This is a genomic window from Streptomyces sp. NPDC001513 (genome assembly GCF_042894695.1).
Lineage (GTDB): Bacteria > Actinomycetota > Actinomycetes > Streptomycetales > Streptomycetaceae > Streptomyces.
Window position 1 is genome coordinate 70941 of sequence record NZ_JBIAVU010000015.1, and the last position, 23047, is coordinate 93987.

Below are 23047 nucleotides of genomic sequence, written 5' to 3' on the forward strand. Positions count from 1 at the left end.
TTTCTCGCGCCTTACTGGGCCGGGGCCTCGATGGCCTCGGAGGTCAGCAGACCCGCGTTGATCTCGCGCAGCGCGATCGAAAGCGGCTTCTCGTGGACGTGGGTGTCCACCAGCGGGCCGACGTACTCCAGCAGGCCCTCACCGAGCTGCGAGTAGTACGCGTTGATCTGACGCGCGCGCTTGGCCGCGTAGATCACGAGGCTGTACTTCGAGTCAGTAGCCTCGAGCAGCTCGTCGATCGGCGGGTTGATGATGCCCTCGGGCGCAGTAATGGAAGAGGACACGCTCTACCTTCCGAAGAATGTGGGAAAGATCGAATCGATCAGGATCCGCTCGATCATGAAAAATCGACCAACGAATCAGACGACTTCCATCAAGGCTAGCAGCTCACGCGCCACGTCCTCGACGGAGGTGTTGACCAGGGTGGTGTCGAACTCCGACTCGGCAGCGAGCTCGATCTTGGCGGAGGCGAGCCGGCGCTCGATCACCTCGGCCGATTCGGTGCCGCGGCCGGTGAGCCGGCGGACCAGTTCGTCCCAGCTCGGCGGGGCCAGGAAAACGAGCTGGGCGTCGGACATGGACTCGCGGACGAGCCGTGCCCCCTGGAGATCGATCTCCAGCAGTACCGGCTCGCCGTTGTCCAGGCGTTCCAGCACCGCGCCGCGCGGTGTGCCGTAGCGGTTGCCCGCGAACTCGGCCCACTCCAGCAGCTCGCCGTTGGCGATCAGCTTGTCGAACTCGTCGTCATTGACGAAGAAGTAGTGGACTCCGTGTCGCTCACCGGGCCGCGGCTTGCGGGTGGTGGCCGACACCGAGAGCCATACCTCGGGGTGAACCTTGCGCATATGCGCGACGACCGTGCTCTTGCCGACCCCTGAGGGGCCGGAGAGCACGGTCAGCCGCGGACGAACCTCTGCTGCCATAGAGCGATTATCCAGGTTCTCGGGACTGCCTGAGAACGCCGGGAGAACTTCAGTCGACGCCTCAGGCGCCGGTGCTGCCGAACTCGCGCTCCAGAGAGGCGATCTGGTTGGAACCGAGACCTCGGACACGCCGGGACTCGGAGATGCCGAGACGCTCCATGATCTGCTTGGCGCGCACCTTGCCCACGCCAGGCAGCGACTCCAGCAGGGCCGAGACCTTCATCTTGCCGATGACGTCGTTCTCCTGGCCCGTCTTGATGACCTCTTGGAGCGAGGCGCCGGAGTGCTTGAGTCGATTCTTGACCTCGGCCCGCTCCCGGCGAGCCGCGGCGGCCTTTTCGAGCGCGGCTGCGCGCTGTTCAGGGGTAAGGGGCGGAAGAGCCACGCCTACGTCACCTCGGATGTCGAACTGTCGGATACGGACCGGTGGGCAGCCCGAAGGCACCACACCTGGCGAGCTCCCGAACAGCGATCGAAACGCGTTCGCTGCACGTTCACTCTGCTCGGAGACTAGCGGCCAACACCGCTCTAGTCAGCGAGAACGGACGAAAAGTCCTGGTCAGCCTCCACTGAACCGTACATCACGGACAAAATACCTCTGTTTTGTCCGATGAAGAGCGTTCAGGTTTCGCCAAGAAGTGCGAGAGGCCGCGCCGCGAGGGACGCGGGCGGCCTCTTCGGGCGAACGATTACGCGGAGACGGCCTCGCCGATCTCGTCGGCGAACCGGCGCGCCGAGTCGCGCAGCGCCGTGACGTCCGGGCCGTGCTTCAGGACGCCCCGCGACACGTTCGGGACGACGTTGCGCACGGCCTTGCCGAACACCGCCGGCAGATCCGCCGCCGTCGCGCCCTGCGCGCCGATGCCGGGGGCCAGCAGCGGCCCGTTGATGTCCAGGTCGAAGGAGGACAGGTCGCCCAGGGTGGCACCGACCACCGCGCCGAAGGACCCCATCGGGGCGGCGTCCGCGTTCTCCGCCGCCAGGTGCGCCAGCATCGTCGCGCCGATGGTCCGGCCGTCCTCCCGGACCGCCCGCTGGACCTCCGCGCCCTCCGGGTTCGAGGTCAGGGCGAGCACGAACAGGCCGGCGCCCGAGGCGCGGGCCAGGTCCACCGCCGGCTTCAGGGAGCCGTAGCCCAGGTACGGGGAGACGGTCAGCGCGTCCGAGAACAGCGGCGAGGCCGGGTCCAGGAAGGCCGAGGCGTACGCGGCCATGGTCGAGCCGATGTCGCCCCGCTTGGCGTCCATCACGACCAGGGTCCCGGCCGCGCGGGCGTCCGCGACGGTCTGCTCCAGGACGGCCACGCCCTTGGAGCCGAACCGCTCGAAGAAGGCCGCCTGCGGCTTGAAGACCGCCACCGACTCCGCGAGCGCCTCCACGACGGTGCGGGAGAACCGCTCCAGGCCCGCGATGTCGTCGGACAGGCCCCACTGGGCCAGCAGCTCGGCGTGCGGGTCGATGCCCACGCACAGCGGGCCGCGGGTGTCCATCGCCTGGCGCAGGCGGGTGCCGAACGGGGTCACAGGGCTCACTTCGCGGCCTTTCGGGTCTCGGCGCCCACCGCTTCGGCGAGCGTCGCGTACGGGCTGACGGCCAGGCGCGCGGCCAGGCCCTTGTGGATGGCGCGGGCGTAGCAGGGGCCCTCGTAGATGAAGGCGCTGTAGCCCTGGATCAGCGTGGCCCCGGCCAGGATCCGCTGCCAGGCGTCCTCGGCGTTCTCGATGCCGCCGACGCCGACGAGGACCAGCCGGTCCCCCACACGGGCGTACAGGCGGCGCAGGACCTCCAGCGAGCGCTCCTTGACCGGGGCGCCGGACAGTCCGCCGGTCTCCTTCACGAGCTCCGGGGAGGACTTCAGGCCCAGCCCGTCGCGCGCGATGGTGGTGTTGGTCGCGATGATGCCGTCGAGGCCCAGCTCCAGGGCCAGGTCGGCGACCGCGTCCACGTCCTCGTCCGCGAGGTCGGGGGCGATCTTGACCAGCAGCGGGACCCGGCGGTCGGTCACGGTGCGGTCCGCGGCCTCCCGTACGGCCGTCAGCAGCGGGCGCAGCGACTCGGTGGCCTGGAGGTTGCGCAGGCCCGGGGTGTTCGGCGAGGAGACGTTCACGACGAGGTAGTCGGCGTGGCGGGCGAGCCGCTCGGTGGAGGCGACGTAGTCCGCCACCGCCTCCTCCTCCGGTACGACCTTCGTCTTGCCGATGTTGACGCCGACGACGGTCCTGAAGACGGGCCGACGGGCCGCCAGGCGGTCCGCGACGGCCGCGGAGCCCTCGTTGTTGAAGCCCATGCGGTTGATCAGCGCGCGGTCCGGCACGAGGCGGAACAGCCGCTTCTTGGGATTGCCGGGCTGCGGCTCGGCCGTGACCGTGCCGATCTCGACGTGGTCGAAGCCGAGCATCGACATGCCGTCGATGGCCACGGCGTTCTTGTCGAAGCCGGCCGCGAGGCCGAAGGGGCCGTGCATGCGCAGGCCGAGGGCCTCGGTGCGGAGCTCCTTGTGGCGGGGGGCGAGCCAGGCCGCCACGAAGGTGCGCAGCACGGGGGTGCGGGCGGCGAGGCGGATCCAGCGGAAGGCCGTGTAGTGGGCCTTCTCCGGGTCCATCCGCTTGAAGACCAGGTTGAAGAAGAGTTCGTACATCGTCGAGAGGATCCCTCTGCGCTCATGGAAAGGGGGACACCCGTCGTGAAACCGGTGTCCCCCCTCCCGTTTCCGGGCTGTACGGGCTGCTTAGTCGCGGGCCGCGGTCAGGTGCTCCGCGTGCTCCTGGAGGGAGCGCACGCCCACGTCGCCGCGGTTGAGCGCGTCGATGCCCTGGACGGCCGCGGCGAGTGCCTGGACCGTGGTGAGGCAGGGGACGCTGCGGGCCACGGCCGCCGTGCGGATCTCGTAGCCGTCGAGGCGGCCGCCGGTGCCGTACGGGGTGTTGACGATCAGGTCGACCTGGCCGTCGTGGATCAGCTGGACGATGGTCTTCTCGCCGTTCGGGCCCTCGCCCTCGCTGAGCTTGCGCACGATGGTGGCGTTGATGCCGTTGCGGCGCAGCACCTCGGCGGTGCCGGAGGTGGCCATCAGCTCGAAGCCGTGGGCGACGAGCTCGCGCGCCGGGAAGATCATCGAGCGCTTGTCGCGGTTGGCGACGGAGATGAACGCCCGGCCCTTCGTGGGCAGCGGGCCGTAGGCGCCGGCCTGCGACTTGGCGTAGGCGGTGCCGAAGACGGCGTCGATGCCCATGACCTCGCCGGTGGAGCGCATCTCCGGGCCGAGGACGGTGTCCACGCCGCGGCCGTGGATGTCGCGGAAGCGCGACCACGGCATGACGGCCTCCTTGACGGAGATCGGCGCGTCGATCGGCAGGGTGCCGCCGTCGCCGGTCTTCGGCAGCAGGCCCTCCTCGCGCAGCTCGGCGATGGTGGTGCCGAGCGAGATGCGGGCGGCGGCCTTCGCGAGCGGGACGGCGGTGGCCTTCGAGGTGAAGGGGACGGTCCGGGAGGCGCGCGGGTTGGCCTCCAGGACGTAGAGGATGTCGCCCGCCATCGCGAACTGGATGTTGATCAGGCCGCGGACGCCGACGCCCTTGGCGATGGCCTCGGTGGAGGCGCGCAGGCGCTTGATGTCGTAGCCGCCGAGGGTGATCGGGGGCAGGGCGCAGGCCGAGTCGCCGGAGTGGATGCCGGCTTCCTCGATGTGCTCCATGACGCCGCCGAGGTAGAGCTCGTGGCCGTCGTAGAGGGCGTCGACGTCGATCTCGATCGCGTCGTCGAGGAAGCGGTCGACCAGCACGGGGCGGGTCGGGGAGATCTCGGTGGACTCGGCGATGTACGACTCGAGGCGGGCCTCGTCGTAGACGATCTCCATGCCGCGGCCGCCGAGCACGTAGGACGGGCGGACGAGGACCGGGTAGCCGATCTCGTCGGCGATGGCCTTCGCACCCGTGAACGTGGTGGCGGTGCCGTGCTTGGGGGCCGGCAGGCCGGCCTCGGCGAGGACCTGGCCGAAGGCGCCGCGGTCCTCGGCGGCGTGGATGGCCTCCGGGGAGGTGCCGACGACGGGCACGCCGTTGTCCTTGAGCGCCTGGGCGAGACCCAGGGGGGTCTGGCCGCCGAGCTGGACGATGACGCCGGCGATGGGGCCGGCCAGCGACTCGGCGTGGACGATCTCCAGCACGTCTTCGAGCGTCAGCGGCTCGAAGTACAGGCGGTCGGAGGTGTCGTAGTCCGTGGAGACGGTCTCCGGGTTGCAGTTGACCATCACGGTCTCGAAGCCGGCGTCGCTGAGCGCGAAGGAGGCGTGGACGCAGGAGTAGTCGAACTCGATGCCCTGGCCGATGCGGTTCGGGCCGGAGCCCAGGATGATCACCGCGGGCTTCTCGCGCGGGGCGACCTCGGACTCCTCGTCGTACGAGGAGTAGAAGTACGGGGTCTTCGCGGCGAACTCGGCGGCGCAGGTGTCGACCGTCTTGTAGACCGGGCGGACGCCCAGCGCGTGGCGGACCTCGCGGACGACGTCCTCGCGCAGGCCGCGGATCTCGGCGATCTGGGCGTCGGAGAAGCCGTGGCGCTTGGCCTCGGCGAGCAGCTCGGGGTAGAGCTTGTCGGCGGCGGTCAGCTCGTCCGCGATCTCCTTGATGAGGAAGAGCTGGTCGACGAACCAGGGGTCGATCTTCGTGAACTCGAAGACCTCCTCCTGGGTGGCGCCGGCGCGGATGGCCTGCATGACGGTGTTGATGCGGCCGTCGGTCGGGCGGACCGCGGTGCGCAGCAGCTCGTCCTTGTCGCCCGGGTCGCCGACGAAGGTGAACTGCGAGCCCTTCTTCTCCAGGGAGCGCAGGGCCTTCTGAAGCGCCTCGGTGAAGTTGCGGCCGATGGCCATGGCCTCGCCGACCGACTTCATGGTGGTGGTGAGGGTGGCGTCGGCGAGCGGGAACTTCTCGAAGGCGAAGCGCGGGGCCTTGACGACGACGTAGTCGAGGGACGGCTCGAAGGAGGCCGGGGTCTTCTCGGTGATGTCGTTGGGGACCTCGTCGAGCGTGTAGCCGATGGCCAGCTTGGCGGCGATCTTGGCGATCGGGAAGCCGGTGGCCTTCGAGGCGAGCGCCGAGGAGCGCGAGACGCGCGGGTTCATCTCGATGACGATGACGCGGCCGTCGGCCGGGTCGATCGCGAACTGGATGTTGCAGCCGCCGGTGTCGACGCCGACCTCGCGGATGATCGCGATGCCGATGTCGCGCAGCCGCTGGTACTCGCGGTCGGTCAGCGTCATCGCCGGGGCGACGGTGATGGAGTCGCCGGTGTGGACGCCCATCGGGTCGAAGTTCTCGATGGAGCAGACGACGACCACGTTGTCCTTGGTGTCGCGCATCAGCTCCAGCTCGTACTCCTTCCAGCCGAGGATGGACTCCTCCAGGAGCACCTCGGTGGTCGGGGAGAGCGTGAGGCCCTGGCCGGCGATGCGGCGCAGCTCGTCCTCGTCGTGGGCGAAGCCGGAGCCGGCGCCGCCCATGGTGAAGGAGGGGCGCACGACGACGGGGTAGCCGCCGAGGATGTCGACGCCCTTGATGACGTCGTCCATCGTGTGGCAGATGACCGAGCGGGCGGACTCGCCGTAGCCGATCTTGGCCTTGACGGCCTCGACGACGCCCTTGAAGAGGTCGCGGTCCTCGCCCTTGTTGATGGCCTCGACGTTGGCGCCGATGAGCTCGACGCCGTACTTCTCCAGCACACCCTGCTCGTGCATGGAGATCGCGGTGTTGAGCGCGGTCTGGCCGCCGAGGGTGGGGAGCAGCGCGTCGGGGCGCTCCTTCGCGATGATCTTCTCGACGAACTCGGGGGTGATCGGCTCGACGTACGTGGCGTCGGCGATCTCCGGGTCGGTCATGATCGTCGCGGGGTTGGAGTTGACCAGGATGACCCGCAGGCCCTCGGCCTTGAGGATGCGGCAGGCCTGGGTGCCGGAGTAGTCGAACTCGGCGGCCTGTCCGATGACGATCGGGCCGGAGCCGATGACCAGGACGGACTGGATATCGGTGCGCTTAGGCACGCTCGGCCTCCATCAGGGTGACGAAACGGTCGAAGAGGTACGCGGCATCGTGCGGGCCGGCAGCCGCCTCGGGGTGGTACTGGACGGAGAAGGCCGGCTGGTCGAGCAGCTGGAGGCCTTCGACGACCTGGTCGTTCAGGCAGACGTGGGAGACCTCGGCGCGGCCGTAGGGGGTCTCGGAGACCTTGTCGAGGGGCGCGTCGACGGCGAAGCCGTGGTTGTGCGCGGTGACCTCGACCTTGCCGGTGGTGCGGTCCTGCACCGGCTGGTTGATGCCGCGGTGGCCGTACTTCAGCTTGTAGGTGCCGAAGCCGAGCGCGCGGCCCAGGATCTGGTTGCCGAAGCAGATGCCGAAGAGCGGCGTCTTGCGCTCCAGGACGCCCTGCATGACGGCGACGGGGCCGTCGGCGGTGGCCGGGTCGCCCGGGCCGTTGGAGAAGAACACGCCGTCCGGGTTGACCGCGTACACGTCCTCGACGGTGGCGGTGGCCGGCAGCACGTGCACCTCGATGCCGCGCTCGGCCATGCGGTGCGGGGTCATGCCCTTGATGCCGAGGTCGACGGCGGCGACGGTGAAGCGCTTCTCGCCGATCGCGGGGACGACGTACGCCTCCTTGGTGGCGACCTCGGCGGAGAGGTTCGCGCCCTTCATCTGCGGCTGGGACTGGACCTTGGCCAGCAGGGCCTCGTCGCGGATGCCCGTCCAGGCGTCGCCGGAGAAGATGCCGACGCGCATGGCGCCGCGCTCGCGCAGGTGGCGGGTCAGGGCGCGGGTGTCGATGCCGGAGATCCCGACGACGCCCTGCTTGACCAGCTCCTCGTCCAGCGAGCGCTGCGAGCGCCAGTTCGAGGGGACGCGGGCGGGGTCGCGGACGACGTAGCCGGCCACCCAGATGCGGGAGGACTCGGGGTCCTCGTCGTTGACGCCGGTGTTGCCCACGTGCGGGGCGGTCATCACGACGACCTGCCGGTGGTACGACGGGTCGGTGAGGGTCTCCTGGTATCCGGTCATGCCGGTGGAGAACACGGCCTCGCCGAAGGTCTCCCCCACAGCGCCGTAGGCACGGCCGCGGAAGATCCGACCGTCCTCCAGGACGAGTACGGCGGGAGCTTTGGCTGCTCCCCTGGTGGAGGTCGTCATCGTTCGGCGCCTTCCGTCGTGATGGATTGGTTCATGAGGTTGATCGCTTCGACCCAGGCGGCGTGTTCGGCCGCGCGGTCGGAGCGGAATCCGGAGTCGATCAGCTTGTCGCCGTGCGCCCAGGTGACGATGAGCAGACCGCCCTCGGTGAGTACCTTGCCCGCGATTCCCTTGTCGAGGCGGGCGCCGCGCAGCTGCGCGGCCGGTACGAAGAAGTCGTTGGCCCCCGGTCGGACCACGTCGAGGCCCGTGTCGGTGAGCGTGAGCTCGACCCGGCTGCGCAGGCCCAGACCGTGGGCGACGATCCGGTCGAGCCACTGCCCGGCGGTGGTGGACCCGTGGTACCGGCCGGTCAGGGCCAGCCGGTGCTCGGGAAGACCGTCGGGGGCGGCGGGCAGCTCCGGCAGATCGTTCTGCAGAGCGCCGCGCCATTTCCAGCCCTGCCGCATCAGCCAGTACACGAACACGACGAACACGACCAGGCCGATCACCCACGCCATGCGGGCACCGAAGCTGGTCACCTCCGCCGACTGTCGTTCGGCGGCCTCGGCGGCCAGTTGGATTACTGCAGGTGTCACGCCAGTTTCCCGTCCACGACCGTTGCCCGGCCCCGCAGGAAGGTGTGAGTGACGCGCCCCGGCAGCTCACGGCCCTCGTAAGGCGTGTTGCGGCTGCGGGAGGCGAAGTGTGCGGGGTCCACGACACCACGGTACGAGGTATCGACCAAGGTCAGGTTCGCGGGTTCACCTGCCGAGACGGGACGGCCGTGGTTCTCCAGGCTGCCGATGCGCGCCGGGGCGAAGGACATCCGCTCGGCGACGCCCGCCCAGTCGAGCAGCCCGGTCTCCACCATCGTCTGCTGGACGACGGAGAGCGCGGTCTCCAGGCCGACCATGCCCATGGCGGCGGCGGCCCACTCGCAGTCCTTGTCCTCGTGCGGGTGCGGGGCGTGGTCGGTGGCGACGATGTCGATCGTGCCGTCGGCGAGCGCCTCGCGCAGGGCCAGCACGTCGCGCTCGGTGCGCAGCGGCGGGTTGACCTTGTAGACCGCGTTGTACGAGCGCACGAGCTCCTCGGTGAGGAGGAGGTGGTGCGGGGTGACCTCGGCGGTGACGTCGATGCCGCGGGACTTGGCCCAGCGGACGATCTCGACGGAGCCGGCGGTGGAGAGGTGGCAGATGTGGACGCGGGAGCCGACGTGCTCGGCGAGGAGGACGTCGCGGGCGATGATCGACTCCTCGGCGACGGCCGGCCAGCCGCCCAGACCGAGCTCGGCCGAGACGATGCCCTCGTTCATCTGGGCGCCCTCGGTGAGGCGGGGCTCCTGGGCGTGCTGGGCGACGACGCCGCCGAAGGCCTTCACGTACTCCAGGGCGCGGCGCATGATCACGGCGTCGTCGACGCACTTGCCGTCGTCGGAGAAGACGGTGACGCGGGCGGCGGAGTCGTGCATGGCGCCCAGCTCGGAGAGCTGCTTGCCCTCCAGGCCGACGGTGACGGCGCCGATGGGCTGCACGTCGCAGTAGCCGGACTCCTTGCCCAGGCGCCAGACCTGCTCGACGACGCCGGCGGTGTCGGCGACCGGGAAGGTGTTCGCCATGGCGAACACGGCGGTGTAGCCGCCGGAGGCGGCGGCGCGGGTGCCGGTGAGGACGGTCTCGGAGTCCTCGCGGCCGGGCTCGCGCAGGTGGGTGTGCAGGTCGACGAGGCCGGGGAGGAGGACCTGGCCCTCCGCCTCGATGACGGTCGCGCCCTCGGCGGACAGGTTCTGGCCGACCTCGGCGATGGTCTCGCCGTCGATCAGGACGTCCTGCGCCTCGCCGCCGAGTACCTTCGCGCCACGGATAAGGATCTTGCTCATGGTTACTTGCTCTCCTCGGTACGGGCGGTGGTGACGGCGGGCTCGGAGCCTCCGAGCAGCAGGTACAGGACGGCCATCCGGGTGGAGACGCCGTTGGCGACCTGCTCGACGGCCGTGCAGCGGTCGGAGTCGGCGACCTGGGCGGTGATCTCCATGCCACGGTTCATCGGGCCGGGGTGCATCACGATGGCGTGCTCGGGCATCTTCGCCATGCGGTCGCCGTCGAGCCCGTACCGGCGGGAGTACTCGCGCTCGGTCGGGAAGAAGGCGGCGTTCATGCGTTCGCGCTGCACACGCAGCATCATGACCGCGTCGGACTTCGGCAGCACGTCGTCGAGGCTGTACGAGACCTCGCACGGCCAGGTCTCGACGCCGATCGGGACGAGCGTGGGCGGGGCCACCAGGGTGACCTCGGCGCCGAGGGTGTGCAGCAGGTGGACGTTGGAGCGGGCCACGCGGCTGTGCAGGACGTCGCCGACGATGGTGATCCGGCGGCCGTTCAGGTCCTTGCCGAGGCCGGCGTCGCGGCCGACCAGGCGGCGGCGCATGGTGAAGGCGTCCAGCAGGGCCTGGGTGGGGTGCTCGTGGGTGCCGTCGCCGGCGTTGACCACGGCGGAGTCGATCCAGCCGGAGGTCGCGAGCCGGTAGGGCGCGCCGGAGGCGTGGTGGCGGATGACGACCGCGTCGGCGCCCATGGCCTCCAGGGTCAGCGCGGTGTCCTTCAGGGATTCGCCCTTGGAAACGGAGGAACCCTTGGCGGAGAAGTTGATGACGTCGGCGGAGAGCCGCTTGGCGGCGGCCTCGAAGGAGATCCGGGTGCGGGTCGAGTCCTCGAAGAAGAGGTTGACGACCGTGAGGCCGCGCAGGGTGGGCAGCTTCTTGATCGGCCGGTCCGCGACGCGGGCCATCTCCTCGGCGGTGTCGAGGATCAGGACGGCGTCGTCGCGCGTGAGATCGGCGGCCGAGATGAGGTGGCGCTTCATCTGGATGGCTCCGTAGGTCGGGAGGGCAGGCAGGCGGACTGACGGGCAGTGGTGCGGGCGGGCAGGGCAGGCTTCGGCGCGGACCCCCCGCGGGGGCCCGTCACTGCGTAAGGGCTACAGCCCTGCTGCCTGGGCGGTCCGCTGGCCGAGCAGCACGGCGTCACGGCCGTCCTCCTCCTGGAGCTGGACCTTGACGGTCTCCCGCAGCGACGTGGGGAGGTTCTTGCCGACGTAGTCGGCGCGGATCGGCAGTTCGCGGTGACCCCGGTCGACGAGGACGGCGAGCTGCACGGCGCGCGGGCGGCCGAGGTCGCCGAGGGCGTCGAGCGCGGCACGGATCGTGCGGCCGGAGAAGAGCACGTCGTCGACGAGGACGACGAGGCGGCCGTCGAGGTCGTCGCCGGGGATCTCGGTGCGGCCGATCGCGCGGGCGGGCTTCATCCGCAGGTCGTCGCGGTACATGGTGATGTCGAGGGAACCGACCGGGATCTTCGTGCCGGTGATCTCTTCGAGCTTGGCGGCCAGCCGGCGGGCGAGGTACACACCGCGGGTGGGAATGCCGAGGAGCACCACGTCGTCGGCGCCCTTGGCGCGTTCGACGATCTCGTGGGCGATGCGGGTCAGGACCCGCGCGATGTCCTGCGCTTCGAGTACCGGGCGCATGGAATCGGGCTGCTGCTGAGTGTCCATGAAAAGGACCTCCTTCTCCGCCTCACGGGACGGACCTTAAAGGACGTCTGATGTACGCGTCCCACGGTACCAGGGTGCGGCCGGTCGTTCGCGCACCGGCCTGGGACGGAGGGGCTCCCACGGGGCTGCTGGGGCCCCTCGTGAGGGGGCGACGAAGACCATTCGGCTTGACGCATCCAAGTAACGCTGCGTAACCTCACAGTGAGTTACCAGCCGCGCGGCGGAGCCGCACGTGGTCAATGTCGTCACAGCGTCCATGTCGTCACAGCGTCACAGCGTCCGGGAGCGTTATGTCCAGCGAATACGCCAAACAGCTCGGGGCCAAGCTCCGCGCCATCCGCACCCAGCAGGGCCTTTCCCTCCATGGTGTCGAGGAGAAGTCCCAGGGCCGTTGGAAGGCCGTGGTGGTCGGGTCCTACGAGCGCGGGGACCGCGCCGTGACCGTCCAGCGCCTTGCCGAGCTGGCCGACTTCTACGGGGTTCCGGTGCAGGAACTGCTGCCGGGCACGACCCCCGGCGGAGCGGCCGAGCCGCCGCCGAAGCTGCGCCTCGACCTGGAGCGCCTGGCGGGCGTTCCCGCCGAGAAGGCCGGCCCGCTGCAGCGTTACGCGGCGACGATCCAGAGCCAGCGCGGCGACTACAACGGCAAGGTGCTGTCGATCCGCCAGGACGACCTGCGCACCCTGGCCGTCATCTACGACCAGTCCCCCTCGGTCCTGACCGAACAGCTGATCAGCTGGGGCGTGCTGGACGCGGACGCGCGGCGCGCGGTGGCGCACGAGGACATCTAGTCCCCGGTTCCAGGACCAGCAGAAACGTTACCGGCGGGGGCCGGGAGCCCGAGAGGGTTCCCGGCCCCCGCCGGTTTTCGTCGGCCCCGGTTTTCGTCGGCCCACACAAAGCGGAGGGGCCGCAGCGCGCGTGCGCTGCGGCCCCTCCGCTTGTGTGCCGAACCGCCGGAGGCTACTCGCGGCGCAGGCTCGGCTTCAGGTCCTTGAACCGGGCCAGCATCCCGTTCACGAACGAGGGGGACTCGTCCGTCGAAAACTCCTTGGCCAGCTGGACGGCCTCGTCGATGGCCACGGCGTCCGGGGTGTCGTCCACCCAGATCAGCTCGTAGGCACCCAGCCGCAGGATGTTCCGGTCCGCGACCGGCATGCGGTCGAGCTCCCAGTCCACGGCGTAGGTGACGATCAGGTCGTCGATGCGGTCCACCTTGTCGGCGTACCCCTCGACGAGATCCATCGTGAAGGCGCTGACCGGCGGCTGACGGTCGTCCGACCGCGAGTGGCGGATCCAGTCCGCGAGGACCTCGCGCACGGGCACCCCGCGCTGGTCGGCCTCGAAAAGGATCTGGAAGGCGCGCTTGCGCGCATTGCTCCGAGCAGCCACGGGTTAGTTGCTCTTCCGGCCGAGGTAGTCGCTGGTGCGGGTGTCGACCTTGACCGTCTCGCCGGTGGTGATGAAGAGCGGGACCTGGATCTCGTAGCCGGTCTCCAGCGTGGCGGGCTTGGTGCCGCCGGTGGAGCGGTCGCCCTGGACGCCCGGGTCGGTGTGCTCGATCTTGAGCTCGACCGCGGCCGGGAGCTCGACGTAGAGCACCTCGCCCTCGTGCTGGGCGACGGAGGCGGTGAAGCCCTCGATCAGGAAGTTGGCGGCGGCGCCGACGGCCTTCTTGTCGACCATCAGCTGGTCGTAGGTGTCCATGTCCATGAAGACGAAGTACTCGCCGTCCATGTACGAGAACTGCATGTCGCGACGGTCGATGGTGGCCGTCTCGACCTTCGTGCCCGCGTTGAAGGTCTTGTCGACGACCTTGCCGGACATCACGCTCTTCAGCTTGGTGCGCACGAAGGCCGGGCCCTTGCCGGGCTTGACGTGCTGGAACTCGACGACGGACCAGAGCTGGCCCCCGTCGAGCTTCAGCACCATGCCGTTCTTGAGGTCGTTCGTGGAAGCCACGGTTGCGGAATCTCCTGCACTGGAAGACCACGGGTGCGCGCACAGCCCGGAAGGGGCTAGAGCGCGAGCAGCTCCTTGGTCGTAATGGTGAGTAGCTCTGGACCGCCGTCCGCCTCGGGGCGCACGACGAGCGTGTCATCGATCCGGACACCTCCCCGGCCCGGGAGGTGAACCCCCGGTTCGACGGTGACCGGCACGCAAGCGTCCAGTTTACCCATTGCCGTAGGTGCAAGCTGCGGGTCCTCGTCGATTTCGAGGCCCACGCCGTGTCCGGTCGACGGAGCGAGGGCTTCCGCGTGGCCCGCGGAGTCCAGGACGGAGCGTGCGGCATGGTCCACGTCCCGGTACGCCGCACCGGGCAGCAGGGCCTCGCGGCCGGCCCGCTGGGCGGTGAACACGAGGTCGTACAGCGCGATCTGCCAGTCCGCGGGGCTGGTGCCGATCACGAAGGTCCGGCCGATCTCGCACCGGTAGCCGCGGTAGTTGGCGCCGAGGCAGACCGAGAGGAAGTCGCCCTCCTCCACCCGGCGGTCGGAGGGCCGGTGGCGGGAGCGGCCCGAGTGCGGGCCGGTGCCGACGGAGGTCGGGAAGGCCGGGCCGTCCGCCCCGTGGTCGACGAGCCGCCGCTCCAGCTCCAGGGCCAGGTGCCGTTCGGTCCGCCCGACGAGGATGGACTCCAGCAGCTCGCCGAGCGCCTGGTCGGCGATCTCGGCGGCGATCCGCAGGCAGGCGATCTCCTCCTCGTCCTTGACGAGGCGCTGCTGCTCCACCGCGGCCCCGAGGTCGGCGAGGCGCAGCTTGGGCGCCACCGAGCGCAGGGCGCGGTGCCGGCCGACCGTGAGGTGGTGTTCCTCCACCGCGAGCGAGTCGGCCCGTACTCCGGCGGCCATGTCGGCGGCCGCGACGGCCGGGTCCGCGCCGGGGTTCCCCAGCACGGAGACCCTGAGGTGCTCGTCGAGCCGTCCCTCGTCGGCCTCCCCGGTGGGTGCGCCGGCGCAGAACAGCACGTCATCGGTGGGTCCGACCAGCAGTACGGCACCGAGCGGGGACGCCCCGGAGAGGTAGCGGACGTTCGCCGGACGCGTGATCAGTGCGGCGGCGTTTCCCGCGGCGGCGCATCGGTCGCGAAGCAGGCCCCGACGGGCGGCGTACACGTCTGACATGTCTTCGAGCGTACGAGCGCCCCGCGGATCCGGCCTGGTGAGCGCGTCCGGACGGGCCCGGGCGGGGAGGGGACGGCCGTGCCTACTGCCCGGTCAGGGCACGGGCCAGCGCCTCGTCGAGGGCGCGCGCGGTGCCCTCGACGTCGAGGTGGGAGTTGTCGATGATCGGCAGGCCGGAGCCGTACCAGCCGGCCATCCGGCCGTGGATCCGCGCGACCTCCTCGTCGGAGAGCCGGCGGTTGCCGGAGCGGGCCGCGTTGCGCTCCAGGACGATCTCCAGGCCGGGCAGCAGCACCACGGGCAGCAGCGTCGGGCCCACGTGCCGCTTCCAGCCGCCCAGCCCGACCACGGGCCGGTCGGGGAAGACCGCGTCGTCCAGGATGCAGGAGATCCCGTTCGCCAGGTAGTTGCGTGCGGCGAAGCCGCAGGTGCGGCGGGCGAGCCGGTACTGGGCCTCGGAGTGCTCGTTCCAGCCCGCCTGCGGGTCCGCGAAGCCCGAGCACACCCACTCGCGGACGTCGTCCAGGCTGACGTGGGCGGTCGGCACGGGCCGGGTGCTGGCCCAGTGCCGGGCCACGGTCGTCTTGCCGGCGCCCGCCGGGCCGATCAGGAGCACGGCGAGGACGGCCCCTCCGGTGCCCGCCACCGCGGGCGGCAGCGGGATGTGACCGGTGGCCTCCGGCAGGGGCGGCATCGGGTGCGGCGGGGGCTGGTGCCCGGGCTGCGGCGGGAGCTGGCCCGGCCAGCCCTGCGCCGGGGTTATGGGCGGCTGCGGGGGCGCCGCCGGGTGCGGACCCGGCTGACCCCAGCCCGCTCCCCCGCCCCCCACTCCTTGCTGCATCCGCTGCCACTCCGTCTCGTTCCGGCGACTGATGCGAGAACGTTATATGACCGCGGAGGCCAGACCGTCCACCAGTACCGCCAGGCAGGGTGTCAGGCGGAGATCTCCTCCGCCAGTGCGCGCAGCGCCAGCCGGTACGAACCGATGCCGAAGCCCGCCACCGTGCCGGTGGCCACGGCCGCGATGACCGAGGTGTGCCGGAACTCCTCGCGGGCGTACGGGTTCGAGATGTGCACCTCGATCAGCGGCGCCGTGCGCTGCGCGGCCGCGTCCCGCATGGCGTACGAATAGTGGGTGAAGGCCCCCGGGTTGATGACCACGGGGATCTTCCCGTCCGCCGCCTCGTGCAGCCAACGCACGAGCTCGCCCTCGTCGTTGGTCTCCCGGACCTCGACGTCGAAGCCGAGCTCCTCGCCCAGCGCGCGGCAGCTCTCGACGAGTCCGGCGTACGAGGTGGCCCCGTACACGTCGGGCTCGCGCGAGCCGAGCCGGCCCAGGTTCGGGCCGTTCAGCACGAGCACCGGGCGGCTCACGCCGACACCTCGCCGTAGGCGGCGATCAGGTGCGCCGGGTCGGGGCCCTCCAGGACGGTCGGCTTGGCCAGTCCGTCGAGGACGATGAAGCGCAGCAGGTTGCCGCGGGACTTCTTGTCGACCTGCATGGTCTGGAGCAGCTTGGGCCACTGGTCGCCGCGGTACGTGAGCGGCAGGCCGACGGCGGCCAGGATCTCCCGGTGGCGGTCGGCCGTCGCGTCGTCGAGCCGGCCCGCGAGCCGGCCGAGTTCGGCGGCGAAGACCATGCCGACCGAGACGGCCGCGCCGTGCCGCCACTTGTAGCGCTCGTTCTTCTCGATGGCGTGCGCGAGGGTGTGCCCGTAGTTGAGGATCTCCCGCAGGCCCGATTCCTTCAGGTCGCTGGAGACGACGTCCGCCTTGACCTGGATCGAGCGGACGATGAGCTCCGCGGTGTGCGGGCCGTCGGGCGTGCGGGCCGCGGCCGGGTCCGCCTCGATCAGGTCGAGGATCTTCGGGTCGGAGATGAATCCGGCCTTGATGATCTCGGCGAGGCCGCTGACGTAGTCGTTGACGGGCAGCGAGTCCAGCGCCGCGAGGTCGCACAGCACACCGGCCGGCGGGTGGAAGGCGCCCACCAGGTTCTTGCCCTCGGCGGTGTTGATGCCGGTCTTGCCGCCGACGGCCGCGTCCACCATGGCGAGGACGGTGGTCGGTACGGCGATCCAGCGCACCCCGCGCAGCCAGGAGGCCGCGACGAAGCCCGCGAGGTCGGTGGTGGCTCCGCCGCCGACGCCGACGATGACGTCGGTGCGGGTGAAGCCGGACTGGCCGAGGGCCTTCCAGCAGTAGGCGGCGACCTCGATGGTCTTGGCCTCTTCGGCGTTCGGCACCTGGATGGCGACCGCCTCGTAGCCCTGCTCGGCGAGGTCGTCGCGCAGCGCCTCACCGGTCGAGGCCAGCGCCTCGGGGTGGATGACGGCGACCCGCTGGGCCTTCGTACCGATCAGGGAGCCGAGCTCGCCGAGCAGCTGCCGGCCGACGAGCACGTCGTACGCGGCGTGTCCGGCACTGGCGCCGACCTGGATGCGCGTCACCTGGTCTGTCATACGTCCTTCAACTCCAGAGCGTCGAGGACCGCCTGGGCGACCTCTTCGGGGGTGCGGTCGTCGGTGGCCACCACGACGCGCGCGACTTCGGTGTACAGGGGGCGCCGCGCGTCCATCAGCTCGCGCCACTGGCGGCGCGGGTTGACGGCGAGCAGCGGGCGCGCGGCGCCGAGGCCCACGCGCCGTACGGCTTCCTCGACGTCCATCGAGAGGTAGGCGACGGGCAGGCCGGTGAGCAGCTTGCGGGTGCCCTCGTCGAGGACGGCGCCGCCGCCGAGGGCGAGGACTCCGGTGTGGCCGGCGACGGCGGCGGCGACCGCCTGCCGCTCCAGCTCACGGAAGTACGGCTCGCCCTCGTCGACGAACAGGTCGGAGATCTCCCGGCCCTCGGCCGCGACGATGTCGGCGTCGGTGTCCCGGTAGGGGACGCCGAGCCGCTCGGCGAGCAGCGCCCCCACCGTGGACTTGCCGGACCCCATGGGGCCGACGAGGACGACCAGTGGTCCGCCGGTCACCGGATCTGCAGGTGGTCGAGGTACGACCGGACGTTGCGGCGGGTCTCCGGGACCGAGTCGCCACCGAACTTCTCGACGACGGCGTCGGCGAGGACGAGGGCGACCATGGCCTCGGCGACGATGCCGGCGGCCGGCACGGCGCACACGTCGGAGCGCTGGTGGTGGGCCACGGTCGCCTCTCCGGTGGCCACGTCCACGGTGGCCAGGGCGCGCGGCACGGTCGCGATGGGCTTCATCGCGGCGCGTACGCGCAGCAGCTCGCCGGTGGTCAGACCGCCCTCGGTGCCACCCGAGCGGCCGGAGGTGCGCTTGAGGCCCTCGGGGGTGGAGACGATCTCGTCGTGGGCCTGGGAGCCGGGCACGCGGGCGAGCTCGAAGCCGTCGCCGACCTCGACGCCCTTGATGGCCTGGATGCCCATGAGGGCGGCGGCGAGGCGGGCGTCGAGCCGGCGGTCCCAGTGGACGTGCGAGCCGAGGCCGACGGGCACTCCGTAGGCGAGGACCTCGACGACGCCGCCGAGGGTGTCGCCGTCCTTGTGGGCCTGGTCGATCTCCGCGACCATCGCCTTCGACGCGTCGGCGTCGAGGCAGCGCACCGGGTCGGCGTCGAGCTTCTCGACGTCGGCGGGGGTCGGGTAGACGCCGTACGGGGCCTTGGCCGCGGCCAGCTCCACCACGTGCGAGACGATCTCGATGCCGGCGACCTCCTTGAGGAAGGAGCGGGCGATGGCGCCGAGGGCGACGCGGGCGGCGGTCTCGCGGGCGCTGGCGCGCTCCAGGATCGGCCGGGCCTCGTCGAAGCCGTACTTCTGCATGCCGGCGAGGTCGGCGTGGCCGGGCCGCGGGCGGGTGAGCGGCGCGTTGCGGCCGGTGTCCTTGAGCAGCGAGGGGTCCACCGGGTCGGCGGACATGACCGTCTCCCACTTGGGCCACTCGCTGTTGCCCACCATGACGGCCACGGGAGAACCGAGCGACAGACCGTGCCGGACGCCGCCCAGGAAGGTGATCTCGTCCTGCTCGAACTTCATCCGGGCACCGCGGCCATAGCCGAGCCGGCGCCGGGCCAGGTGGTCGGCCACCAGTTCGGTGGTGACCGGGACGCCGGCGGGAAGGCCCTCCAGCGTCGCTACCAGCGCCGGTCCGTGCGACTCCCCGGCGGTCAGCCAACGCAACCTGCTCAACGATGCTCCTCATGCTCGCGCCTGGTACAGCGACGGCGCGATCGGGGTGCGCGGCCCGGATCCGCCTCACCCGATCCTCCCATGTCCGGACGGGTTTGCCGGGCCCCGGTCCAGCTATCGGACGCCTGATCCCCCCGGTTTCCGGCCCGACGCCCGAAATTGACGGTGTCCCGACACGCTGCGAGGATCATCCGCGATTCGCGAAAGATCATTTTCTTTTGCTCACAGGGGGAATCTTGCGCCACTTCACCAGGGCTCTGATCACGGCCGGTGCCGCCGTCTTCGTCATGACCGGCACGGCCACGAGCGCGTCCGCCGCCGCGAGCCCGGCCGACGCCTGCGGCCCGGGCTTCTTCGTCCAGGAGTCCCAGGAGCTGGGCTGGTACCAGGGCACCGGCGGACCGCAGGCCACCGTCCACCTGCTCTACAACGCCTCGACCGGCGAGAACTGCGCGGTCACCGTGGTCACGGGCGGCAGGAACCAGGGCACCGTGGGCACCGGCCTGCGGATCGAGGGCGACGAGGACTTCACCCGCGACGAGGGGAACTTCAACTCGTACGCGGGCCCCGTGAAGCTGCGGGCCAACGGCAAGTGCGTCCAGTACTACGGCTCGACGCAGTACCGGAGCCGCACGGTGATGTACGACGAGTTCATCAGTCCGTTCGGTCACTGCGGCTGAGGCGGCGCGCGCCGCGATCGCGGAGCCAGGTGAACGCCGTCCACACGGCGAGGGCCCCGACCAGCCCCAGGACGATCGCCTTCGCCCAGAAGGGCAGGTTGCCGAACGCCACCCGGACCATCCCCAACACCACGAAAGGGATGTCCCACTTCGACGCCAGTATCTGTTCCGTGCCCGACCCGTCCATGCCGCCCCCCTGTGACAAGTGCAGGTGGAAAGCCTAACGGGCGGCGAGCGCCCGTTCTCCGGCGGCCCTCATGGCGGCGAGCGGGCCCGGGGTGCGCCCCGTCATCTGCTCGACCTGGAGAACCGCCTGGTGCACCAGGAGGTCCAGGCCGCCGAGGAGCTTGCCCCCGCGCTGCGACCAGGCGGCCGCGAGGGCCGTGGGCCAGGGGTCGTACAGGACGTCGAAGAGGGTGCCCGGGGCATCGGGCACGGCGGCGGCCAGTTCGTCGGTGGCCCCGGCCGGGGTGGTGGCGATGACCAGGGGCGCCGCCAGCGCCCCGGCCGCCTCGGACCAGTCGGCCGTGCGGACGGGAACACCCAGCCGCTCGCCCCACTGCCGCATCTCGTCGGCGCGCGCCCGCGAGCGGACGTACGCCGTGACCTCGCCGGAGCAGATCCGCGAGAGCGCGGCGAGCGCCGAGGAGGCGGTGGCTCCGGCGCCCAGGACGGCGGCCGAGGACACCTTCTCGACGCCGCGCTCGTGGAGCGCGGCGATGATGCCGGGGATGTCGGTGTTGTCGCCGAGGCGCCGGCCGTCCTCCGTGAGGACGACCGTGTTGACCGCCTCGACGGACGCGGCCGTGTCGCTGATGCCGTCCAGCAGCGGGATGACCGCCCGCTTGAGCGGCATCGTCAGCGACAGCCCCGCCCACTCGGGGCCGAGCCCGGCGACGAATTCCGGGAGCGCGGCCTCGTCGATCTCGAAGCGGTCGTAGGACCAGTCGTCGAGGCCGAGCTCCTGGTAGGCGGCGCGGTGCAGCACCGGTGAGAGGGAGTGCTCGATGGGCGAACCCAGCACCGCGGCCCGTATCCGTGACATGTCCTGCTACCCGCCGTTCTTCTGCTTCTGCCGTTCCTGGAACTCGTCGACGAGCTTGAGGTGCTCGTCGTAGGTCTTGGTGAAGGTCGTCGTGTTGCCGTCGACCGACACGAAGAACATCCACCCGCCGTGATCCGGGTTGAGCGTAGCGGTCAGCGCGTCCAGGCCGGGGTTGCCGATCGGGCCGACGGGCAGTCCCTTGATGAAGTGCGTGTTGTACGGGTTGTTGAACGCCTGGGCTTCCTTGAGGTTGAAGTTGATCTCGCTCTGGCCCTTGGCGTAGTTGTACGTCGAGTCGAACTCGATCTTCTGGTTCGTGACGTCGTTGGTCTTCTTCAGACGGTTGTAGACCACCTCGGACATCTTCCGGAAGTCGTCGTGGTTCTTGCCCTCGGCGTTGACGAGGCTGGCGACCGTGATCACCTGGAGCGGGTTGTCCAGGCCGAGCTCCTTGGCCTTGCTCTCGACGCCCGCTTCCGCGTACTTGTCGCTCGCGTTCTTGACCATCACCTTGAGCAGCGACTCGGGGGTGCTGTCCTTGCTGAGGTCGTAGCGCATCGGGTACAGGAAGCCCTCGAGCGGGTCCATGAGCTTCGGGTTGTTGCCGGCCCAGGCCGGCAGGCCGAGGTTCTTGGCATCGCGCAGGGCGATCTCCCGGGTGGTGCCCTCCGGCTTGCCCAGCTTCTTGTCGATCGCCTCGTACACCTTGGCGTTGCGCATGCCCTCGGTGACGGTGATGACGTTCAGCTTGCTGGGGTCGATCATCAGCGCGACGGCGGCGGCACCCGACATCTTCTTCTTCATCGGGTAGATGCCGGGCTGGATCGACTTGCTGCTGGGGTTGGTGTTCGCGGCGTCGACGAAGGCCTGGGCGCTGGCGACCACGCCGGCGTCCTTGAGGATCCTGCCCATCTGCCCCAGGAGCGCGCCCTTGGGGATCTCCACGTCGACCAGTTCGTCCGTGCCCTCGCCCGCGAAGTCCTCGGCGGCGCCGAACCTCGCCTTGATGTACGAGTAGCCGTAGTAGCCGCCACCGCCGACCACGCCGAGGATGACCACGGCCGCGATCAGGCAGGCCATGCCACTGCGCTTCTTCGGCTTGCCGCCCTTCGAACGGCCGCCCCGGCGGCCGGGCTCGTCCCCGTCGTCGTCGCTGTCGCCTCCGCCGCCCGCGAGGAAGCCGGTCTCGGGCTCCTCGGTCTCCTCCTCGACCGGTTCCGGCTCCAGGTGGCGCCGGCCCGGGGGCTGCGGCGGCGGGTAGGCCTCGGGCGTGGTGTAGAGGTCGGGGGCCTCGCCGGGGTAGCCGGCGACGGTCTGCTGCGCGTACGGGTCCGCGCCCACGTAGGGGTCGGCCTGCACCGCGGCCGCGTACTGGCCCTGGCCGGTGTCCCAGCCCTGGTTGTCGTACACCGGCTGGGGCCGGCCCTGGGGGTGCGGCTGCTGCGGCTGCTGCGGGGCATAGGCCTGCTGCTGGGGGGCGTACGCCTGCTGCTGCGGGGCATAGGCCTCCTGCTGCGCGGCGTACTGCTGGTCGGGGTACTGCTGCTGCTGGTACTGCTGCTGGTACTGCTGCTGCTGGTACTGCTGCTGCTCGTACTCCGGGTACTGCTGCTGCGGGTACTGCTGGTACTGCTCGGGGTACTGCTGCTGGTACTGGGGCTCCTGCGGGTACTCCTGCTGCGGGGCACCGCCGTAGGGCACCTGGCCCTGCTGGGTCTGGTGCCCGGTCCGCCCCTGGTCCCCGTAAAGGGGATCCTCGGGGTGCCAGGGTTCGGGGCCACGGCCCCGGCCATACTCAGTCATCGGTCCCCTAGAGCCGCGAGACGGAGGCCTCGGACTCCGTCGTCCGTGGCACCCGGTTCCGCCTCTTTGACGGTGGGCGACGGCTGTTCGAATGCCGTCTCATCGCGCGGAACGTTACCGTATCGCGATCAGACAACCACTTCGACGCACTCACCAGGCGGATTACCTGATACCCGTTCGGTCTCAAGAGCGTTCTGAAGGATCACCACAGCGGCTGCCTGGTCGATGACCGACCGGCCCTTCTTCGCGTTCTTTCCGGAGGCCCGCAGCCCCTGGGCGGCGGTGACCGTGGTCATCCGCTCGTCGACCAGACGGACCGTCACCGGCTTGATGCCCTTGGCGAGTTCGTTCGCGAAGGCGCGCACCTTGACCGCGGCCGGCCCCTCCCGCCCGCTGAGCGAGCGGGGAAGGCCGACCACGACTTCGAGGGGCTCGTACTCCTCGACGAGCTGCCGCAGCCGCCGGTGGGCGAAGGGGACGTCCCGGCCCGGCACGGTTTCCACCGGTGTGGCGAGCACCCCGTCGGGGTCGCACGAGGCGACCCCGATCCGGGCGTCACCGACATCGATGGCGAGCCGGCGGCCGCGGCGCAGCGTCATCG

At 70.5% G+C, this 23047-nt stretch carries 25 protein-coding genes; 2 read left to right on the top strand and 23 right to left on the bottom strand.

The window, feature by feature from the left end; all coding sequences use genetic code 11:
• Positions 1-11: 11 nt before the first annotated feature.
• The 11 genes from rpoZ to pyrR all read right to left on the bottom strand — a co-directional run bounded on the left by rpoZ (position 12) and on the right by pyrR (position 11635).
• On the bottom strand, positions 12-284 hold the full coding sequence (gene rpoZ / locus ACFYZ4_RS30395) for a DNA-directed RNA polymerase subunit omega (RefSeq protein ID WP_004948662.1): 273 nt from the start codon (positions 282-284) through the stop codon (positions 12-14).
• 75 nt (positions 285-359) lie between these two features.
• Complete coding sequence (gmk, locus tag ACFYZ4_RS30400) at positions 360-923, bottom strand: guanylate kinase (protein WP_030706348.1); 564 nt, start codon at positions 921-923, stop codon at positions 360-362.
• Positions 924-984: 61 nt separating this feature from the next.
• Complete coding sequence (locus tag ACFYZ4_RS30405) at positions 985-1308, bottom strand: integration host factor (protein WP_030008746.1); 324 nt, start codon at positions 1306-1308, stop codon at positions 985-987.
• A 304-nt stretch (positions 1309-1612) separates the two neighbouring features.
• Positions 1613-2455: an orotidine-5'-phosphate decarboxylase gene (pyrF, locus tag ACFYZ4_RS30410; RefSeq protein ID WP_351302208.1), complete on the bottom strand. Its 843-nt coding sequence runs from the start codon at positions 2453-2455 to the stop codon at positions 1613-1615.
• Positions 2452-3561, bottom strand: a complete 1110-nt coding sequence (locus ACFYZ4_RS30415; RefSeq protein ID WP_351302211.1) for a quinone-dependent dihydroorotate dehydrogenase — start codon at positions 3559-3561, stop codon at positions 2452-2454. The genes pyrF and ACFYZ4_RS30415 overlap by 4 nt, the downstream gene beginning before the upstream one ends.
• Positions 3562-3651: 90 nt before the next feature.
• The gene (gene carB / locus ACFYZ4_RS30420; protein WP_351302214.1) at positions 3652-6960 is read right to left on the bottom strand and encodes a carbamoyl-phosphate synthase large subunit; all 3309 of its coding nucleotides are present in this window, start codon (positions 6958-6960) and stop codon (positions 3652-3654) included.
• Positions 6953-8101 (bottom strand): glutamine-hydrolyzing carbamoyl-phosphate synthase small subunit, encoded by a 1149-nt coding sequence (gene carA, locus ACFYZ4_RS30425; RefSeq protein WP_351598038.1) that lies wholly within the window; start codon positions 8099-8101, stop codon positions 6953-6955. The genes carB and carA overlap by 8 nt, the downstream gene beginning before the upstream one ends.
• The gene (locus ACFYZ4_RS30430; RefSeq protein ID WP_351302219.1) at positions 8098-8679 is read right to left on the bottom strand and encodes a hypothetical protein; all 582 of its coding nucleotides are present in this window, start codon (positions 8677-8679) and stop codon (positions 8098-8100) included. Before ACFYZ4_RS30430 ends, carA begins: the two co-directional genes overlap by 4 nt.
• Positions 8676-9962: a dihydroorotase gene (locus ACFYZ4_RS30435; RefSeq protein WP_351302221.1), complete on the bottom strand. Its 1287-nt coding sequence runs from the start codon at positions 9960-9962 to the stop codon at positions 8676-8678. Before ACFYZ4_RS30435 ends, ACFYZ4_RS30430 begins: the two co-directional genes overlap by 4 nt.
• A 2-nt stretch (positions 9963-9964) precedes the next feature.
• Positions 9965-10945 (bottom strand): aspartate carbamoyltransferase catalytic subunit, encoded by a 981-nt coding sequence (locus ACFYZ4_RS30440; protein ID WP_351302223.1) that lies wholly within the window; start codon positions 10943-10945, stop codon positions 9965-9967.
• A 114-nt stretch (positions 10946-11059) separates the two neighbouring features.
• Entirely contained in the window at positions 11060-11635 is a 576-nt protein-coding gene (gene pyrR, locus ACFYZ4_RS30445; RefSeq protein ID WP_030706334.1) for a bifunctional pyr operon transcriptional regulator/uracil phosphoribosyltransferase PyrR, read from the bottom strand.
• Between the two features lie 290 nt (positions 11636-11925).
• Between pyrR and bldD the strand changes: the two genes are divergently transcribed.
• The gene (gene bldD, locus ACFYZ4_RS30450) at positions 11926-12426 is read left to right on the top strand and encodes a transcriptional regulator BldD (protein WP_007263032.1); all 501 of its coding nucleotides are present in this window, start codon (positions 11926-11928) and stop codon (positions 12424-12426) included.
• 172 nt (positions 12427-12598) lie between these two features.
• Here bldD and nusB read toward each other — a convergent pair whose 3' ends face one another.
• The 8 genes from nusB to aroC form a co-directional block, all read right to left on the bottom strand.
• Complete coding sequence (nusB, locus tag ACFYZ4_RS30455) at positions 12599-13027, bottom strand: transcription antitermination factor NusB (RefSeq protein ID WP_390785350.1); 429 nt, start codon at positions 13025-13027, stop codon at positions 12599-12601.
• 3 nt (positions 13028-13030) lie between these two features.
• Positions 13031-13597, bottom strand: coding sequence for an elongation factor P (gene efp, locus ACFYZ4_RS30460; protein WP_351289718.1), 567 nt, complete (start codon positions 13595-13597; stop codon positions 13031-13033).
• A gap of 56 nt (positions 13598-13653) precedes the next feature.
• Entirely contained in the window at positions 13654-14760 is a 1107-nt protein-coding gene (locus ACFYZ4_RS30465; protein WP_351289716.1) for an aminopeptidase P family protein, read from the bottom strand.
• Positions 14761-14842: 82 nt separating this feature from the next.
• Entirely contained in the window at positions 14843-15601 is a 759-nt protein-coding gene (locus tag ACFYZ4_RS30470) for an AAA family ATPase (RefSeq protein WP_351289714.1), read from the bottom strand.
• A 92-nt stretch (positions 15602-15693) separates the two neighbouring features.
• Positions 15694-16134 (bottom strand): type II 3-dehydroquinate dehydratase, encoded by a 441-nt coding sequence (aroQ, locus tag ACFYZ4_RS30475; RefSeq protein WP_351289712.1) that lies wholly within the window; start codon positions 16132-16134, stop codon positions 15694-15696.
• Positions 16131-17222: a 3-dehydroquinate synthase gene (gene aroB, locus ACFYZ4_RS30480; RefSeq protein ID WP_351289710.1), complete on the bottom strand. Its 1092-nt coding sequence runs from the start codon at positions 17220-17222 to the stop codon at positions 16131-16133. Before aroB ends, aroQ begins: the two co-directional genes overlap by 4 nt.
• On the bottom strand, positions 17219-17737 hold the full coding sequence (locus ACFYZ4_RS30485) for a shikimate kinase (RefSeq protein WP_351289709.1): 519 nt from the start codon (positions 17735-17737) through the stop codon (positions 17219-17221). The genes aroB and ACFYZ4_RS30485 overlap by 4 nt, the downstream gene beginning before the upstream one ends.
• On the bottom strand, positions 17734-18918 hold the full coding sequence (gene aroC, locus ACFYZ4_RS30490) for a chorismate synthase (protein WP_351289707.1): 1185 nt from the start codon (positions 18916-18918) through the stop codon (positions 17734-17736). The genes ACFYZ4_RS30485 and aroC overlap by 4 nt, the downstream gene beginning before the upstream one ends.
• 236 nt (positions 18919-19154) lie before the next feature.
• Between aroC and ACFYZ4_RS30495 the strand changes: the two genes are divergently transcribed.
• On the top strand, positions 19155-19598 hold the full coding sequence (locus ACFYZ4_RS30495; protein WP_351289705.1) for a spore-associated protein A: 444 nt from the start codon (positions 19155-19157) through the stop codon (positions 19596-19598).
• Here ACFYZ4_RS30495 and ACFYZ4_RS30500 read toward each other — a convergent pair.
• The 4 genes from ACFYZ4_RS30500 to ruvX form a co-directional block, all read right to left on the bottom strand.
• Complete coding sequence (locus tag ACFYZ4_RS30500; RefSeq protein WP_351289703.1) at positions 19573-19785, bottom strand: hypothetical protein; 213 nt, start codon at positions 19783-19785, stop codon at positions 19573-19575. The genes ACFYZ4_RS30495 and ACFYZ4_RS30500 overlap by 26 nt on opposite strands.
• Before the next feature lie 33 nt (positions 19786-19818).
• Complete coding sequence (locus tag ACFYZ4_RS30505; RefSeq protein ID WP_351289701.1) at positions 19819-20643, bottom strand: shikimate dehydrogenase; 825 nt, start codon at positions 20641-20643, stop codon at positions 19819-19821.
• 6 nt (positions 20644-20649) lie between these two features.
• On the bottom strand, positions 20650-22446 hold the full coding sequence (gene mltG, locus ACFYZ4_RS30510; protein WP_390785351.1) for an endolytic transglycosylase MltG: 1797 nt from the start codon (positions 22444-22446) through the stop codon (positions 20650-20652).
• A gap of 128 nt (positions 22447-22574) precedes the next feature.
• Complete coding sequence (ruvX, locus tag ACFYZ4_RS30515; protein ID WP_351289697.1) at positions 22575-23045, bottom strand: Holliday junction resolvase RuvX; 471 nt, start codon at positions 23043-23045, stop codon at positions 22575-22577.
• Between the last annotated feature and the right edge of the window lie 2 nt (positions 23046-23047).